General features: G+C 71.9%; 12 protein-coding genes. 9 read left to right on the top strand and 3 right to left on the bottom strand.

The genetic code is table 11. From position 1 onward, the window contains the following. The first annotated feature begins 104 nt into the window (after positions 1-104). A complete protein-coding gene (locus AB0A95_RS26720) occupies positions 105-851 on the top strand; it encodes a response regulator transcription factor (protein WP_357558493.1) in 747 nt (248 codons plus the stop codon). After that, positions 829-2,334 carry a HAMP domain-containing sensor histidine kinase gene (locus tag AB0A95_RS26715; protein ID WP_357558492.1) on the top strand — a complete coding sequence of 502 codons (1,506 nt, stop codon included), beginning with the start codon at positions 829-831 and terminating at the stop codon, positions 2,332-2,334. Before AB0A95_RS26720 ends, AB0A95_RS26715 begins: the two co-directional genes overlap by 23 nt. Before the next feature lie 18 nt (positions 2,335-2,352). Here the strand turns inward: AB0A95_RS26715 and AB0A95_RS26710 are convergent, their stop codons facing one another. Then, positions 2,353-3,207, bottom strand: coding sequence for an arginase family protein (locus AB0A95_RS26710; RefSeq protein ID WP_357558491.1), 855 nt, complete (start codon positions 3,205-3,207; stop codon positions 2,353-2,355). A 188-nt stretch (positions 3,208-3,395) separates the two neighbouring features. Between AB0A95_RS26710 and AB0A95_RS26705 the strand changes: the two genes are divergently transcribed. The 4 genes from AB0A95_RS26705 (at position 3,396) to AB0A95_RS26690 (ending at position 8,469) form a co-directional block, all read left to right on the top strand. Then, the gene (locus AB0A95_RS26705; RefSeq protein ID WP_179778832.1) at positions 3,396-3,545 is read left to right on the top strand and encodes a hypothetical protein; all 150 of its coding nucleotides are present in this window, start codon (positions 3,396-3,398) and stop codon (positions 3,543-3,545) included. 17 nt (positions 3,546-3,562) lie between these two features. Then, complete coding sequence (locus AB0A95_RS26700) at positions 3,563-4,993, top strand: class I SAM-dependent methyltransferase (RefSeq protein WP_357558490.1); 1,431 nt, start codon at positions 3,563-3,565, stop codon at positions 4,991-4,993. Next, a complete protein-coding gene (locus tag AB0A95_RS26695) occupies positions 4,986-7,022 on the top strand; it encodes a sulfatase-like hydrolase/transferase (protein WP_357558489.1) in 2,037 nt (678 codons plus the stop codon). Before AB0A95_RS26700 ends, AB0A95_RS26695 begins: the two co-directional genes overlap by 8 nt. A 163-nt stretch (positions 7,023-7,185) precedes the next feature. Further along, positions 7,186-8,469, top strand: coding sequence for a citrate synthase (locus AB0A95_RS26690; protein WP_357558488.1), 1,284 nt, complete (start codon positions 7,186-7,188; stop codon positions 8,467-8,469). A gap of 235 nt (positions 8,470-8,704) precedes the next feature. On the opposite strand, the gene AB0A95_RS26685 is transcribed toward AB0A95_RS26690, so the two are convergent. After that, positions 8,705-9,349 carry a maleylpyruvate isomerase N-terminal domain-containing protein gene (locus tag AB0A95_RS26685; RefSeq protein WP_357558487.1) on the bottom strand — a complete coding sequence of 215 codons (645 nt, stop codon included), beginning with the start codon at positions 9,347-9,349 and terminating at the stop codon, positions 8,705-8,707. 306 nt (positions 9,350-9,655) lie between these two features. Then, on the bottom strand, positions 9,656-10,927 hold the full coding sequence (locus AB0A95_RS26680; protein ID WP_357558527.1) for a glycosyltransferase family 4 protein: 1,272 nt from the start codon (positions 10,925-10,927) through the stop codon (positions 9,656-9,658). Positions 10,928-11,422: 495 nt separating this feature from the next. On the opposite strand from AB0A95_RS26680, the gene glgX reads away from it, so the two are divergent. The 3 genes from glgX to treZ are packed head-to-tail and all read left to right on the top strand — an operon-like array spanning position 11,423 to position 17,569. After that, complete coding sequence (glgX, locus tag AB0A95_RS26675) at positions 11,423-13,540, top strand: glycogen debranching protein GlgX (RefSeq protein ID WP_357558486.1); 2,118 nt, start codon at positions 11,423-11,425, stop codon at positions 13,538-13,540. Position 13,541: 1 nt separating this feature from the next. Continuing rightward, positions 13,542-15,848: a malto-oligosyltrehalose synthase gene (gene treY / locus AB0A95_RS26670; RefSeq protein ID WP_357558485.1), complete on the top strand. Its 2,307-nt coding sequence runs from the start codon at positions 13,542-13,544 to the stop codon at positions 15,846-15,848. After that, positions 15,845-17,569, top strand: coding sequence for a malto-oligosyltrehalose trehalohydrolase (gene treZ / locus AB0A95_RS26665; RefSeq protein WP_357558484.1), 1,725 nt, complete (start codon positions 15,845-15,847; stop codon positions 17,567-17,569). Before treY ends, treZ begins: the two co-directional genes overlap by 4 nt. Positions 17,570-17,771 lie beyond the last annotated feature (202 nt).

Genomic DNA, 17,771 nt, shown 5'->3' with positions numbered 1-17,771 from the left:
GGGGCTGACCGGTGGCGACACCGGCGTCGGGTCGGTCCGGCCGCACAGCTGGCACACAGCTCCCACAGGGGCGTGGCACAGACATCGCGGCCACGATGGGGGCCATGGTCACCAACGGGCAGGTCGCGCCGAGCCGGATCGAGTTGCGTCGCCCCGACGGCGAACCCGTCCGGGTGCTGGTCGTCGACGACGAGGCGACGCTCACCGACCTGCTGTCGATGGCGCTGCGCTACGAGGGTTGGCAGGTGCGCAGCGCCGGCAACGGCATGGCGGCGTTGAGCACCGCCCGACAGTTCCAGCCGGACGCCGTGGTCCTCGACGTGATGCTGCCCGACCTGGACGGCTTCCAGGTGTTGCGCCGGCTGCGCGAACACGCCCCGACCGTGCCGGTGCTCTTCCTGACCGCCCGCGACGCCGTCGAGGAACGCATCGCCGGCCTGACCGTCGGCGGCGACGACTACGTGACGAAGCCGTTCAGCCTGGAGGAGGTGATTGCCCGGCTGCGCGCGCTGCTGCGCCGCTCCGGCTTCGCCGTCGCCGCCCGGGAGGACGCCGTCCTCACCGTCGGTGACCTCAGCCTCGACGAGGACAGCCACGAGGTGCGCCGCGACGGCCACCTGGTCACCCTCACCGCCACCGAGTTCGAGCTGCTGCGCTACCTGATGCGCAACCCCCGCCGGGTGCTCAGCAAGGCGCAGATCCTCGACCGGGTGTGGCACTACGACTTCGGCGGCCAGGCCAACGTGGTGGAGCTGTACATCTCGTACCTGCGCAAGAAGATCGACGCCGGCCGGACGCCGATGATCCACACGCTGCGCGGTGCGGGCTATGTCCTCAAACCCGCCGAGTAACCGCCGCCCGCTGCGCGCCGCCCGCCGGTGGCTGGCCGGCCGCTCCCTGCGTACCCGACTGGTGTTTGCCCTGGTCGCGCTGCTGGCGGTGGTCAGCGTCGCCATCGGTGGCCTCACCACAGTGGCGCTGCGGCACGTCCTGATCGACAGGCTCGACGCGGAGTTGGCGCCCGCCACCGTCATGCGGGGTGAGCGTCCCGGGCGGCCGGCCTTCCCGGGCAGTGGACCGGCCATCCCACCCGGGTCGCCGTCCGGCACCGTGGTCGCCGAGATCGTCGACGGTCGGGTGACCAGCGCACGGACCCTGACCAAGAGCCCGTCCAGCGACGACCCGTTCCCCGACGAGCAGACCGTCCAGGCAGGGGAGGTCGCCACCCTCGCGGACCTGCCGATCGGCGTCGAACCGCGCACCGTCGACCTCGGCGCCCGTGGCGACTACCGGGCCGTGGCCCGGCAGTACTGGGACGGCAGGGTACGCGTCGTCGCCGTCCCCCTCGCTGGCGTGCGGGAGACCGTCCGGCGACAACTCGCCGCCCAGGCCGGGGTGGCCGCCGTCGGGCTGCTGATCGCGGGCGCCGCCGGCGCGCTGATCGTGCGGGCCACGCTGCGCCCGCTCCACCGGGTGGCCGCCACCGCCACCCGGGTCACCGAGTTGCCCCTGGACCGCGGCGAGGTGGCGCTCGCCGTGCGGGTCCCGGCCGTGGACACCGATCCGCGCACCGAGGTCGGCCAGGTCGGCGCCGCGCTCAACCGGATGCTGGGGCACGTCGCCGACGCGCTGTCCGCGCGGCAGGCCAGCGAGACGCGGGTACGCCAGTTCGTCGCCGACGCCAGCCACGAGCTGCGCACGCCCCTCGCGGCGATCCGCGGCTACGCGGAGCTGGCCCGCCGTGGCCGCGACGAGGTGCCCCCCGACGTGGCGCACGCGCTGCGGCGGGTGGAGTCGGAGAGTACCCGGATGACAAGCCTCGTCGACGACCTGCTGCTGCTGGCCCGTCTCGACACCGGCCGGCCGCTCACGGTCGACCCGGTCGACCTGACCGCCCTGCTGGTGGACGCGGTCAGTGACGCGCACGTCGCCGGCCCCGACCACCACTGGCGGCTCGCTCTGCCCGAGGTGGCGATCCGGGTGCCCGGCGACGCCCCGCGACTGCACCAGGTGGTGGCGAACCTGCTGGGCAACGCCCGGGTGCACACCCCGCCCGGCAGCACTGTCGTCACCACGCTGACCGTCGACGCCGACAGCGCCGTGCTCACCGTCGCCGACGACGGGCCCGGGGTGCCGGCCCAGCTGCGACCTGAGGTGTTCGAACGGTTCGCCCGCGGCGACAGCTCCCGGTCCCGGGAGCACGGCAGCACCGGCCTGGGCCTGGCGATCGTCGCGGCGGTGGTGGAGGCCCACCACGGCACCGTCGAGGTGGACAGCCGCCCCGGGCGGACCGTGTTCACCGTCCGGCTGCCCCAGCCCACCGCCGACGCCTAGGCGGACCCCGCCGGAGGGTCAGCCGCGCAGCACCTCGGCGAGGACCTCGACGACGCGCCGGGTGTGGCGTCCGTCGGGGTCCTCGTCGGTGTTCAGGTCGGTCACGCTCATCCCGAGCAGCCGGTCGGCACGGGCCAGTGGGGTGACGAGCGCGATCAGGTCCGCCCAGCGTGGCCCGTCCGGCTCCGGGTAGGTCACCGCCGGCAGGTCACGTGGGTCGACCACGTCGAGGTCGAGGTGCAGCCACGCCGGGGCGTCCCCGTCGGCGGCCAGGCCCGCCCCGACCGCCCCCGCGCCCCGGCGCAGCAGCTCCGGGGCGGGCACCTGGTGGATCGCCGGGTCGATCCGGGCCGCCTCGACGGTGCTGCTCTCGTCGGTGGGCGGGCGGTGCCCGAGCAGGTGTACGCGGCTGGGGTCGAGCAACGCGCCGCCGGAGGAGATGGCGGCGGGGCCGTGCCCGGTGACCACCGCCAGGTCCATGTCGGCGGCCTCGCCGGTCGGTGAGGTCACGCCGTCGAGGAAGTCCGGATGCGCGTCGACGAACCACAGCACGCTCGCCGGAGGCAGTGCCGGGCAGATGCCGGGCAGGATCGCGCAGTCCCCGCCGAGCACCAGCGGCCGGCGGCCGTCGGCGAGCACCGCGGCGACCCGTGCGGTGATGGCCGCGCCCGCCCGGCGCAGGCCGGCGGCACCGATCACCCCGCTCGCCGGATCGCGGACCCTGTCGCGCAACCACGCCTCGTCGACCCGACCACCGTCGTCGGCGGCGAGCGCGTCCAAAAGGCCCGCCCGGCGCAGCGCGTCGGGCGCCCGTTGCTCGCCGCGCCCGGCTCCGGAGGAGTCCAACGGCGCGTCCACCACCACCCAGCGCACGTCCGCAGCGTACCGGCGGGGCCGGTCTCCCCGCCGCATTCTGTGGCGAGGCTGGGAGTCCACGAATGTGCCCGCGACGCGGATGGCGACCAGCGTACGGTGAGGGACAAGTCCGGCTATCTAGGTCAAAAGCCTCATCGGTGTACGCCTGGGGCCGGGTCGGGACGGGCGAGGGCAAGGAGCGATCGGTGAGACATCTGGCCTACCTGGACGCGGGATCCGGCAGCCTGATCGTGCAGGCGGTCGTCGGCGGGGTGGCCGGCGCCGCGGTCGCCGCGAAGCTCTACTGGCGACGCCTTGTCGACAGGTTCCGCCGGCAACCGACAGACCAGCGGTGAGCGGGCCGGTCCCGACGATGGCGATCACACCCACCGGGGTACGACCCGAACCGGCCTCCTTCCGCGACCCGGCCAACCGCGTCTTCCACGTCGGCGACGAGGTGCTGCGCGGGCTGGACACCCGGGCCGCCGAGCACTGGCGTGCCCTGGCCGGCAGCACGTTCTTCCCGGCCCTGGTCGCCGCGCGCAAGGTCTGCGCCACCGAGGACGCCCCGTCGACACTGGTGCCCGCCACGACCGGAGCCGGATGGGCCGCCGTACTGCGCCACGAACGCATCCCGTTCGTCTCCCACCCGTACGAGTGGTCGTTCAGCATGCTGCGCGACGCCGCCCTGCTGCACCTGGAGATCCTGCACGCCGCGCTCACCGACGGCTTCACCACCAAGGACGGCTCGGCGTACAACCTCCAGTGGCGTGGCGCCGAGCCGGTCTTCATCGACATCGGCTCCTTCGAACCGGCCCGCGACGGCGAACCGTGGGCCGGCTACCGGCAGTTCTGCCAGACCGTGCTCTATCCGCTGATGCTCACCGCCCACCTGGGCGTCGACTTCCAACCGTGGCTGCGCGCCCGGATCGACGGCATCGAGGCCGACGAACTCCGGCCCCTGTTCGGCGGGGTCCGCCGACTGCGTCCCGGCGTGCTGACCCACCTGCACCTGCACGCCGCCATGCAGCAACGCAACGCCGCCGCCAGCACCACCGACGTCCGCGACCAACTGCGGGCCGCCGGCTTCTCCCGGGACCTGCTGCTGGCCACCGTACGCGGCATGCGGAAACTGGTCCGCAAGCTGGAGCACCGCCCGGCCGAGAGCCACTGGTCGGACTACCAGCGCACCTGCGGCTACTCGGTGCGGGACCGGGTGGCGAAGGAGCAGTTCGTCGCCGCCGCGGTGGCCGCCGGCACCCGCCCCCGCCTGGTGCTCGACCTCGGTGCCAACGACGGCCGGTACTCCCGCCTGGCCGTCGGGCACGCCGACTACGTGATCGCCGTCGAGCAGGACCCGGCAGTGGTCGACGAGCTGTACCGAAAACTGCGCGCCGAGGGGCAGCGCCGAATCCTGCCCCTGGTGCTGGACCTGGCCGACCCGTCGCCCGGCGGAGGCTGGCGGGGCGTCGAGCGTGCCGGCTTCGCCGAGCGGGCCTGCGCCGACGTGGTGCTCGCCCTGGCCGTGGTGCACCACCTGGCGATCGGGCGCAACGTGCCACTGCCGGAGGTCGTCGACTGGCTGGCCGGGCTGACCGCGCCCGGCGGGGCGCTGGTGGTGGAGTTCGTCGCACCGGAGGACCCGATGGCGGACCGGCTGCTGGCCAACAAGCCCACCGGCCTCTTCCCGGACTACCGGCGCGACACCTTCGAGGCGCTGCTGGCCGCTAGGGGCCGGATCACCGACCGACTGGAACTGCCCTCGGGCACCCGCACGCTGTACCGGACGGTGATGGGTGGCTGACCGGCCCCCGGTCGACGGGCCGGGCCCGGTTGGCGGGCGGTCAGACCGGGGCTGGCGGGGCGAGCTGGGCCGGTTGCTGGAAATCGTCGCGCTGGTCGGGCTCGTCGTCACCCAGCCACTGCTGGACGTGCTCGGTCGCAGCCCCGACTTCTTCCTCTTCCACCGCGCCGACCCGGCCCAGATCCTGCTGCTGGCCGCCCTGGTGGCGGTGCTGCCCACGACCGTGGTGGCAGTGCTTGGCGCGCTGAGTCGACTGGCCGGCCGGACCGCCCGCGCCCACACCCACACCGGGCTGGTCGGGCTGCTGCTCGCCGCCCTCGCCGTGCAGGTGGGCCGACACGTGACGCCGCTTCGGGGCGTACCCCTGCTGGTGGTGGCCCTGGTGGTCGGTGCCGGCGGCGCGGTCGCACACCGGCGCTGGCGGGCGCCGCGCCGGGCGCTGCGACTGGCCGCCGCCGGGCCGGTGGCGTTCGTGGCGCTGTTCCTGCTCGTCTCACCCACCTCGGCGGTGGTGCTGCCGCGCGGCGACGGCGGCGCGGCCGGCACCGCGCAGGGTGCCGGCGTGCACCCGCCGGTGGTCATGCTCATCCTCGACGAGCTGCCGCTGGTCAGCCTGCTCGGTGCCGACGGGCGGATCGACGCGACAAGATACCCGCACTTCGCCGAGCTGGCCGGGGCCTCCACCTGGTACCGCGACGCCACCGGCGTCAGCGGCTGGACACCCAACGCGCTGCCCGCGATGCTCACCGGCCGCTACCCGGCGCGGCAGGTCGCCCCGCACTACTCGCAGTACCCGGACAACCTCTTCACCGCCTTCGGCGGCCTCTACGACATCCGCGCCGAGGAGACCATCACCCGGCTCTGCCCGCCCAGCCGCTGCGAACAACCTGTCGCCCCCGAGCAGGGGCTCGGCGTGCTGGTCCGGGAGACCGGCAAGCTGCTCGGCCGGGTCGCCGGGCCGACGGAGAGCGCTGTCGACCCGGAGGACTCCTACCGGGAGCAGACCCGGGCCGAGGCCGGGCTGGACGCCGCCGAGCCGGTGCCGGCCGACCCGAAGTTCCGCTGGGACAGCCTGGACGACAACCAACCGGCCCGGTTCACCCGCTTCCTCGCCGGGCTGCGGCCCACGACCCGGCCCACCCTGCACTTCCTGCACCTGCTGATGCCGCACTCGCCGTGGACGTACCTGCCCTCCGGGGCCCGCTACGACGCCCCCGAGGACCTGCCCAACGACGGCGCCGGGTGGATCGACCTGGCCCGGCAACGCCACCTCGCCCAACTCGGCTACACCGACCGGCTGATCGGCGAGACCCTGCGCACCCTGCGCGCCAGCGGCCTCTACGACCAGGCGCTCGTCGTGGTCACCGCCGACCACGGGGTCAGCTTCCGTCCCGGCGCGCAGGGCCGGGGCCTGGACGCGATCAAGGCCGCCGCCGGTGAGGTCGCCTGGGTGCCGATGTTCGTCAAGGAGCCCCGGCAGCAGAGCGGCCGGGTGGACGACCGCAACTGGGAACACGTCGACCTGCTGCCCACAGTGGCCGACGAGGCCAACATCCGGCTGCCCTGGCGGGTCGACGGCCGTTCCGCCCGGCAGGCCCCCCGCACCGACGGCACGAAACACTTTTACGACCGCCCCGGCGAACCCGTCACCTTCCCCGGTGGGGTGCCCGCCGCACCACCACCGCCGACGCCGCACCCCCTGGTCGGCACGGAGGTGCGCGCCGGCCCGGCCCGGGGCAACGCCCGGGTGGCCGACCTTGCCGCGTTCACGGCCACCGACCCGGACACCGGCACCCTCCCGGCACTGGTCTGGGGGGACGTCCCGGACCGGATCCCGGACGGCACACTGCTGGCGGTGGCCGTCAACGGCCGGATCGGCGCCGTCGTACCGGCGGTGCCGGCCGACCCCGGCGGACGCCGGTTCGCCGCGCTGCTCACCGACGACAACCTGTTCCGCGCCGGCAACAACCAGCTCGACGTCTTCCAGGTCACGACGGACGGTACGCTGCGGCGCCTCGCGCTGTCCTGAGTCGGTCTCGGGTACTGGGAAGCGGGGTTTCCCGGCGGCCCGGTCGGGAATCGGGTGACGCATACCTCACCGCCGAACCACGGCGGGCGTTGTCCCCAGAGCCGCAATTACGGTAGAAGCGAAGGCAATTCAACGTAGATCTGCCGGCGAAGCGAGGAACCACATGACGGAAGTCAAGCTCGATCACCCCGGTGGGCAGCTGTCGATGCCGGTGCACCCAGCGGTCGAGGGCCCCGCCGGGATCGGGGTGAGCAAGCTGCTCAAGGAAACCGGGATGACGACGTACGACCCCGGTTTCGTCAACACCGCCGCCGCCTCATCGGCGATCACCTACATCGACGGCGACGCGGGGATCCTGCGTTACCGGGGATACCCGATCGAGCAGCTGGCCGAGAAGTCCTCCTTCCTGGAGGTCTCCTACCTGCTCATCTACGGTGAGCTGCCGACCGAGCAGCAGCTGGCCGAGTTCACCGAGTGGATTCGGCGGCACTCGCTGCTGCACGAGGAGATGCGTCGCTTCTTCGACGGCTTCCCCCGGGACGCCCACCCGATGGCGGTGCTGTCGTCAGCGGTGAGCGCCCTGTCCACCTTCTACCAGGACAGCCTGGACCCGTTCGACTCCGAGCACGTGGAGATCTCCACGGTCCGGCTGATGGCGAAGGTGCCGACCATCGCCTCGTACGCCTACAAGAAGTCCATCGGGCAGCCGCTGCTCTACCCGGACAACTCCCTGGGGTACGTGGACAACCTGCTGCGGATGACGTTCGGCGTGCCGGCGGAGCCGTACGAGGTCGACCCGGTGATGTCGAAGGTGCTGGACATGCTGTTCGTCCTGCACGCCGACCACGAGCAGAACTGCTCCACGTCGACCGTCCGCCTGGTCGGCTCCAGCAACGCCAACCTGTTCGCCTCGGTCTCCGCCGGCGTGAACGCGCTGTTCGGCCCGCTGCACGGCGGCGCCAACCAGGCGGTGCTGGAGATGCTCCAGCAGATCCACGCCGGCGACGACGACGTCCGCTCCTTCGTCCGCAAGGTCAAGAACAAGGAGGACGGCGTCAAGCTGATGGGCTTCGGCCACCGGGTCTACAAGAACTACGACCCGCGGGCGGCGATCGTCAAGAAGGCCGCGCAGGACGTGCTGGGCCGGATGGCCAAGCCCGACCCGCTGCTCGACATCGCCATGGAGCTGGAGGAGATCGCCCTCGCCGACGACTTCTTCGTCTCCCGTCGCCTCTACCCGAACGTGGACTTCTACACCGGCCTGATCTACAAGGCCATGGGCTTCCCGACGAAGATGTTCACGGTGCTCTTCGCGCTCGGCCGGCTCCCCGGCTGGATCGCCCAGTGGCGCGAGATGATCGGCGACCCGGAGACGAAGATCGGCCGTCCGCGGCAGGTCTACGTCGGCGCCCCCGAGCGGGACTACGTCCCCTTCGCCGAGCGCTGACCCGTCCGTCCGCAGCACCACCGCAGGCCGTCGACCCCCTCCGGGTCGGCGGCCTGCGGCTTTTCCGCGCGGTCTAGCGCTTGATCGACTCGGTTTTCAGAAAGTCGGGGTCTCCGGGTGCGGTGGATGGCCCGACTTCCTGAAAGCCGAGTCGATCACACTCGGCACGGTGGTTGGCGGGCTCGGGCAGGCGGCGGTTGGCGGGCTCGGGCAGGCGGCGAGGATCGCGGGGGCGTCAGAAGGCGGAGATGTCCTGGGCTCGCTCGCTGCGGCTCAGGGCGCTGATCAGCGCGGACTGACCACGGCGGCGCACAGCCAGCCGCACCAGCAGGTCACGCACCGGGTCGAAGACCTCCGCGGGGAACTCCGGCGTGGGTACGCCGACGCTCACCGCCAGGTCGTCGGAGTGGACCACGATCTCCAACTGGCGGGTGAGCAGGAACTCGCTGCGCCGCAGGGCCCAGCCCTGCCACGGGATCGGCACGACGTCCCGGGCGGCACCGCGCGAGAGCAGGTCGCCGATCTCCGCCAACGCGTCAGCTGAGCGGGCGTGCAGCTCCGCCGGCCCCTGCGCCGCTTCGGCCTCGTCCGACCCGGAGGCAACCGACACCGCGTCCGGAGGACCCTCGGTGACCCAGGCCGCCCGCTCGTAGTGGTTGTCCGCCGACTCCAGGGCGGGCAGGTCCGTCGGCATCGGCAGCAGCTCCGCCGTCCGTACCGCCTGACGCCCCAGGTGACACGCCAGGCCCCCGACGGACAGGTGCGGCAGCGCGCTCGGGCGTGACCACTGCTCGGTCACTTCCGGGCGTCGGATCAGCTTCAGAGCGATCGAGGCGGCAACCGGAAAGGCGGAATCCAGGGCGTCGACAGAACGAGACATCCGCACATTCTGCCAGCCCTGGCCGACCAGCGTCGGGCTGCGCGTGCCCCGGCCGCCGACCCGACGCCGAGCCGCCCAACGGGCCCGCTAAAGCAAGATCGACTCGGCTTTCTGCAAGTCGCGGGGTCCCCGGCACCGGGACACCCCGACTTTCAGAAAGCCGAGTCGATCAACCGCACGCGGGCTGGGCCAGCACCGTCAGTGGAGGCCGGACCGTCAGTGGAGGCCGGGCCGTCAGTGGAGGCCGGGCCGTCAGTGGAGGCCGGGCCGTCAGTGGAGGCCGGGCCGTCAGTGGAGGCCGGGCCGTTAGCGCAGGCCGGCGGCGGCGAGCAGGTTGCCCTCGGGTAGCGCCGGGAGGGCACGGCCCTGGGACATGCGCTGCTCGGCGCGTTGGGCGGTGAACGCGGCGTCGGTGGCGATGGCGGCGGCGTAGCTGGCGGCGGTGCGCTGGGCGATCGCCGTCCAGCCGTACTGGTCGTGGACCATCCGGCGGGCACGGCGGGCCAGCACGCGGGAGCGGTCGGGGTCGGACAGCAGCGCGTCGACGGCGTCGGCCAGCCCGTCGGGGTCGTGTGGGCGGAAGGTCATCCCGGTCACGCCCGGCTCGACGATCTCGCCGAGGCCACCGGTGGCGGCGACGGCCAGGGGCGCGCCGGCCGCCGCGCCCTCCAGGGCGACCATGCCGAACGGCTCGTAGATGCTCGGCACGGCGAAGCAGTCGGACGCGGCCATCAGCGCCGGCAGGTCGGTGCCGCCGAGGAAGCCGGGCATGGTGACCATGCCGCCGAGACCGCGGCGGTGCACCTCGGCCTCCAGTTCGGCGCGGTACGGGCCGTCGCCGGCGATCACCGCACGCAGGCCGGGGTGCCGCTCGCGCAGTCGGGGCAGCGCGGCGATCAGGTGCTGGACGCCCTTCTCGTACACGAGGCGGCCGGCGAAGGTGACAAGCGGGCCGTTGCCGGCGAACCGGGCGCGGGCGGCGGCCACCGCGCGGGCGGGCACCCGCCAGCGGTGCGGCTCGACGCCGTTGGCGACCACGTCGACCCGGGCGCCCGGTACGCCGAACAGGGCGTTGACCTCGTCGCGCATGTAGCCGGAGCAGACGATCACCCGGTTGGACTCACTGGTGAGCCACTGCTCGACGCCGTGGATGGTCCGGTTCATCTCCTCCGGCAGCCAGCCCTGGTGCCGCCCGGCCTCGGTGGCGTGGATCGTGCTGACCAGCGGGATGTCCAGGTGGTCGCGCAACGTCATCGCGGTGTGGGCGACGAGCCAGTCGTGGGCGTGGATGACGTCGTAGGCGCCGGCCTGGGTGGCGCGCAGGGCGGTGCGGGTGAGGGTGTGGTTGAAGGCCATGGTCCAGGCCAGCAGGGAGCTGGTGGCGAGGGGGAAGGCGACCGGGTCTTCGGGGGCGCGCAGGATGCGGACGCCGTCGGCGTACTCCTCCATGGGTGCGCCGTCGGTGTGGCGGGTGACGACGGTGACCTCGTGGCCGGCGGCGGCGAGGGCGACGGAGAGGGCGTGCACGTGGCGGCCGAGGCCGCCGACGAGCACCGGCGGGTACTCCCAGGACAGCATCAGGATGCGCTGGGTCTGCGGCGGCACCCCGGGACCGGGCTGCGCCGGCACGCCACCAGCGGGCGCGACAAGAGGCGGCACGACCGCACCGGGCTGGGTCGGGAGCGGGGACCGGGAGGTCAGGGTGGGCCGGTGGGCCCGGTCCTTGGTGGGTGCGTGCTGCTCGTCGACCCACAGTGTCACATCAATCTCCGTCCATGCATGGTGATACGCCGACGTCAGTGGCGGCGGAGTGAGGTGTAAGGGGTGGCGGAAGGCCTGGCGGAACACGCGCGAACGTTTGTCCCCGGTCAAGGAAAGTGCATCGGGCCCGAGAACGCACCTCGAAAAGGGTCATCGTGACGGAGGACACCTGAGGGTGTTGCCCGCAGCACACGGGTGGATTTCGCTCACCGCCTGAAAGGATGGATTGGCACTGCCGGGCGGGGGGCAATAGCTGCGTGCGCGCGGGCATGCGTCGGCCGGTGCGGGCACAACCATGGTCTAAGGAGCAACATGCAGGTCTGGCCGGGCGAGCGGTATCCCCTGGGCGCCACCTACGACGGGATGGGCACCAACTTCGCCATCTTCTCCGAGGTGGCCGACAGGATCGAGCTGTGCCTCTTCGACGAGTGGGACACCGGCGCGGAGCGCCGCGTCGAGCTGCGTGAGGTGGACGCCTACGTGTGGCACGCGTACCTGCCGGGCATCGAGCCGGGGCAGCGCTACGGCTACCGGGTGCACGGCCCGTACGACCAGGCCAACGGGCTGCGCTGCAACCCGCACAAGCTGCTGCTCGACCCGTACGCGAAGGCCATCGACGGTGACGTGCAGTGGGACCCGGCGGTCTACGACTACGACCTGGCCGAGCCGGAGAAGATGTCGGAGACCGACTCGGCGCCGTTCATGCCGAAGTCGGTGGTGGTCAACCCGTACTTCGACTGGGGCAACGACAAGCCGCCGCGCACCCCTTACCACCACTCGGTGATCTACGAGGCGCACGTGCGCGGGCTGACCATGCGCCACCCGGACATCCCGGAGGAGCTGCGCGGCACGTACGCGGCCATCGCCTCCCCGCCGATGATCGACTATCTGACCCAGCTCGGGGTGACAGCGATCGAGCTGATGCCGGTGCACCAGTTCATCCACGACAACCGCCTCGTCGACCTGGGGCTGCGTAACTACTGGGGTTACAACACCATCGGGTTCTTCGCCCCGCACCACGGCTACTCGGCGCTGGGCCGCACCGGCCAGCAGGTGCAGGAGTTCCGGGGCATGGTCAAGGCGCTGCACGCGGCCGGCATCGAGGTCATCCTCGACGTGGTCTACAACCACACCGCCGAGGGCAACCACCTCGGCCCGTCGCTGAGCTTCAAGGGCGTCGACGCGCCCAGCTACTACCGGCTCAGCGAGGAGGACCCCCGCTACTTCGTCGACTACACCGGCACCGGCAACAGCCTCAACGTGCGCAGCCCGCACTCCCTGCAACTGATCATGGATTCGCTGCGCTACTGGGTGACCGAGATGCACGTCGACGGTTTCCGCTTCGACCTGGCGGCCACCCTGGCCCGCGAGTTCTACGAGGTGGACCGGCTGTCCACCTTCTTCGAGGTGGTCCAGCAGGACCCGGTGGTCAGCCAGGTCAAGCTGATCGCCGAGCCGTGGGACGTCGGCCCCGGCGGCTACCAGGTGGGCAACTTCCCGCCCCTGTGGACGGAGTGGAACGGAAAATACCGCGACACGGTACGAGACTTCTGGCGCGGCGAGCCCGCCACCCTCGCCGAGTTCGCGTCACGGATCTCCGGCTCCGCCGACCTCTACCAGGACGACGGCCGCCGCCCCTTCCACAGCATCAACTTCGTCACCGTGCACGACGGGTTCACGCTCAACGACCTGGTGTCGTACAACGACAAGCACAACGAGGCCAACGGCGAGGACAATCGCGACGGCGAGAGCCACAACCGCTCGTGGAACTGCGGGGTCGAGGGCGACACCGACGACGAGGCGGTGCTCGCCCTGCGGGCCAAGCAGCGGCGCAACTTCCTGGCCACGCTGATGCTGTCGCAGGGCGTCCCGATGATCGGCCACGGCGACGAGCTGGGCCGCACCCAGCGCGGCAACAACAACGTCTACTGCCAGGACAGCGAGCTGGCCTGGGTCGACTGGGACAACGTCGACGAGCAACTGCTGGAGTTCGTCCAGACGCTCACCGCGTTCCGCAAACGACACCAGGTGTTCCGCCGTCGCCGCTTCTTCACCGGCCTGCCGGTGAACGGGCGCGGCATCGACGAGCCGCTGCCCGACCTGGCCTGGCACACCCCGGACGGGCGGGAGATGACCGGCGAGGACTGGGGCAACGACTTCGGCCGCTCGGTGGCGCTGTTCGTCAACGGCGAGGGCATCCGCGAACGCGGCCAGTACGGCCAGAAACACCACGACGCCTCGTTCCTGCTCTGCTTCAACGCCCACGACGCGCCACTGGACTTCACCATGCCCGGCTCCGAATACGGCCAGAAGTGGGAACGGGTGATCAGCACTGCCGAACCCGAACCGGGCGACCCCACAGTGATCAGCGCGGGCGGCACCATCCGGGTGCCGGACCGGTCCCTCGTGGTGCTGGAGAGGACGATCTGACATGCCGGCCACCCCTCCCAAGGCCACCTACCGCGTCCAGGTCCGCCCCGGCTTCGACCTGGACGCCACCGCCGCGATCGTCGACTACCTCGCCGACCTCGGCGTCAGCCACCTCTACACCGCCCCGCTGCTGGCCGCCACCCCCGGTTCGCAGCACGGCTACGACGTTGTCGACCACCGGGCGGTCAACCCGGAGCTGGGCGGTGAGGCCGCCCGGCAGCGCCTGCTGGGCGCGCTGCGGGCCCAGCAGCTCGGCCTGGTCGTCGACATCGTGCCCAACCACGCGGGGGTCGCCGTGCCACCGGCCAACCCGGCCTGGTGGGACGTGCTGCGCCGGGGGCGCGACTCGTCGTACGTCGACTGGTTCGACATCGACTGGGACCGGGGCCGGCTGCTGCTGCCGGTGCTCGCCGACGACCCGGCCGCCCTGGACGACCTCAAGGTGGTCGACGACGAGCTGCGCTACCACGAGCACCGCTTCCCGATCGCCGACGGCACCGGCGACGGCACCGCGCGGGAGGTGCACGACCGGCAGCACTACGAGCTGGTCTCCTGGCGTCGCGGTGACACCGAGCTGACGTACCGCCGGTTCTTCGCCATCGCGGGCCTCGCCGGCCTGCGCGTGGAGGACCCGGCGGTGTTCGCCGCCACCCACGAGCTGATCCTGCGCTGGGCCGCCGCCGGCGAGGTCGACGGCATCCGCGTCGACCACCCGGACGGCCTGCGCGACCCGGGCGGCTACCTGACCCGGTTGCGCGCCGCCGCACCGGACGCCTGGCTCGTGGTGGAGAAGATCCTGGAGTACGGCGAGGAGCTGCCGGACTGGCCGGTGGACGGCACCACCGGTTACGAGGCCCTGGCCGCGGTGAACGGCCTCTTCGTCGACACCGACGCCGAGGGCGACTTCACGGTGCTGGACACCCGACTGACCGGGCGGCGCACCACGTGGGAAAACCTCACCCACACCACCAAGCTCGCCGCCGCCACTCAGCTCCTCGCCGCCGAGCTGACCCGGCTCGCCGCGCTCGCCCCCGAGGTGCCCACCGCGCAGGCCCGCGCGGCGCTCGCCGAGCTGGCCGCCGCGTTCCCGGTCTACCGCGGCTACCCGCCGCACGGTGGCCGGCACCTCGCCGCCGCCCGCTCCGAGGCCGGCCGCCGTCGCCCCGACCTGGCCGGCGCCCTGGACGCGGTCACCCGCCGGCTGCGCGACCCCGCCGACGAGCTGGCGAAGCGCTTCCCGCAGCTCACCGGCGCGGTGATGGCCAAGGGCGTGGAGGACACCGCCTTCTACCGCTGGACCCGCTTCGTGGCACTCAACGAGGTCGGCGGCAGCCCCGCCCACTTCGGGGTGCCGCCAGCGGAGTTCCACCGCTTCGCCGCCGCCCAGCAGGTCCGCTGGCCCGCCAGCATGACCACCGTCTCCACCCACGACACCAAACGCGGCGAGGACGTCCGCGCCCGCCTCGCCGTGCTCAGCGAGCTGCCGGGCCGCTGGGCCGAGCAGGTCCACACCTGGATGGAGTACGCGCCGCTGCCCGACCCGGCGTTCGCCCACCTGCTCTGGCAGACCGCCGTCGGCGCGTGGCCGATCGAACGGGAACGGCTGCACGCGTACGCCGAGAAGGCCGCCCGGGAGGCCGCGGCCTCGACCACCTGGGCGGACCCGGACCCGGCCTTCGAACAGGCCATGCACGCGGTCATCGACCGGATGTACGACGACCCGAGCCTGCACGACGAGCTGACCGAACTCGCCGCCGCCATCACCCCGGCCGGCTGGTGCAACTCCCTCGGGCAGAAGCTCGTGCAACTCACCATGCCCGGTGTGCCGGACACCTACCAGGGCACCGAGCTGTGGGACAACTCCCTCGTCGACCCGGACAATCGCCGCCCAGTCGACTTCGACGTACGCCGAGAACTGCTGGCACGCCTCGACGGCGGCTGGCGTCCCCCGATCGACACCGACGGAGCGGCGAAGCTGCTCGTCGTGTCGCGGACCCTGCGGTTGCGGCGGGCGCACCCGGAGGTGTTCACCGGCTACCGGCCGGTGCCGGCGCACGGGCCGCAGGGCCGGCACGTGGTGGCCTTCGACCGGGGCGGCGCGATCACCGTCGCGACCCGGCTGCCGCTGGGCCTGGCCCGTGCCGGCGGCTGGTGCGACACCGCACTGTCGCTTCCCGTTAACGAGGTTAAGGACCTGTTCACCGGTCGGGTCTACAGTGGCGGGGAGACCCCTCTGGACGACCTTCTGTCCGACTATCCCGTCGCACTGCTGGCTCCTTCCACCGCTGCCGTGGAGGCTGCGTCATGACCGAATTCTCCGTGTGGGCACCGGACGCCACCCGCGTGCGACTGCGCCTGACCGGCGACGCCGACCACGAGATGCGCGCCGCCGCCGACGGCTGGTGGCGCGTCGACGTGCCCGACGCCGGCCTCGACTACTCCTTTCTGCTGAACGACGACGAAACCCCGCTGCCCGACCCCCGGTCACCGTGGCAGCCTGCTGGTGTGCACGGGCCCAGCCGCCGCTACGACCACTCGGCCTTCGCGTGGTCCGACACCTCGTGGACCGGCCGGCAACTGCCCGGCAGCATCCTCTACGAGCTGCACATCGGCACCTTCACCCCGGAAGGCACCTTCGACGCGGCCATCGGCCGCCTCGACCATCTGGTGTCACTGGGCGTCGACCTGATCGAACTGCTCCCGGTCAACGCCTTCAACGGCGAACACAACTGGGGGTACGACGGCGTCTGCTGGTACGCCCCCCACCAGCCCTACGGCGGCCCCGACGGCCTGAAACGGTTCGTCGACGCCGCCCACGCCAAGGGGTTGGGGGTGATCCTCGACGTCGTCTACAACCATTTCGGGCCCTCCGGGGCCTACGCGCCGCAGTTCGGGCCCTACCTGGCCGAGCAGAGCAACAGTTGGGGCCGGTCGATCAACCTGGACGGCCCGCACTCCGACGAGGTACGCCGCTACATCATCGACAGCGTGCTCATGTGGCTGCGCGATTATCACGTCGACGGGCTGCGTTTGGATGCTGTGCACGCGCTGCCCGACTCGCGGGCTATCCCGATCTTGGAAGAGCTGGCTGTTGCCGTCGAGTCCCTGTCGACGCACCTGGGGCGGCCGTTGTCGTTGATCGCCGAGTCCGACCTCAACGACCCGCGGCTCATCAGCCCTCGCGAGGCCGGCGGGTTCGGGCTGCACGCGCAGTGGAACGACGACGCGCACCACGCCCTGCACACGTTGCTGACGGGGGAGCGGCAGGGGTACTACGGGGACTTCGGTTCCCTGGAGACGCTGTCTGACGTGTTGACGGGTGGGTTCTTCCACGCTGGCACCTTCTCCAGCTTCCGCAACCGTCACCACGGGCGGCCTGTTGATCCTCGGGTGCCTGGGCACCGGTTCGTGGCGTACCTGCAGAACCATGATCAGATCGGGAACCGGGCTACCGGGGATCGGATCTCTGCCTCCTTGTCTCCCTCGCTGCTGCGGGTCGGGGCCACGTTGCTGCTGACCGCGCCGTTCACTCCCATGCTGTTCATGGGGGAGGAGTGGGCTGCTTCCACGCCGTGGCAGTTCTTCACCTCGCATCCGGAGCCGGAGCTGGCGTCTGCGGTGCGGACCGGGCGGCGGCGGGAGTTCGCGTCGCACGGGTGGCCGGAGGGGGACGTGCCGGACCCGCAGGACCCGGAGACGTTCGTACGGTCGCGGTTGGACTGGGCGGAGCTGGACAAGCCTGAGCATGCTTCGATGCTGGCCTTTTACCAGCGGTTGATTGGGCTGCGGCGGTCTCGCCCTGACCTGTCGGATCCTCGGCTGCACGCGGTCTCTGTGCAGCACGGGGACCAATTCTTGGTGATGCGGCGGGGGGACACGCTTGTCGTGGCGAACCTGGCTGGGCGGGGGCAGGGGGTGTCGCTGCCTGGGGTGGCTCGGCGGGTGTTGCTGGCTACGGGGGAGGGGGTCACCGTCATGCGGGACCGGATCCAGTTGCCGGCGGAGACTGCGGCGATCGTGGCCCTTTGATGCGGAAGAGTTGGTAGGGTCTGGAAAGACTTACAACAAGGTCGTTGCAGCCCCATAACGCCTCGCGTCGCTATAGAGCGAGAGCCGAGTAGGGGATCGGCTACAGCTCAAAGTTCCCTGCCTACTTGCCTCAACACTGCGACAGCCGCTCTCCCCGCACAACGATTCGTAGCCCAACGTCGCTGCAGAGGCCACGACTGCT

The organism is Micromonospora sp. NPDC049230, from assembly GCF_040647875.1.
Classification (GTDB): Bacteria; Actinomycetota; Actinomycetes; order Mycobacteriales; family Micromonosporaceae; genus Micromonospora.
This window is presented reverse-complemented; position numbering and strand designations above follow the sequence as displayed.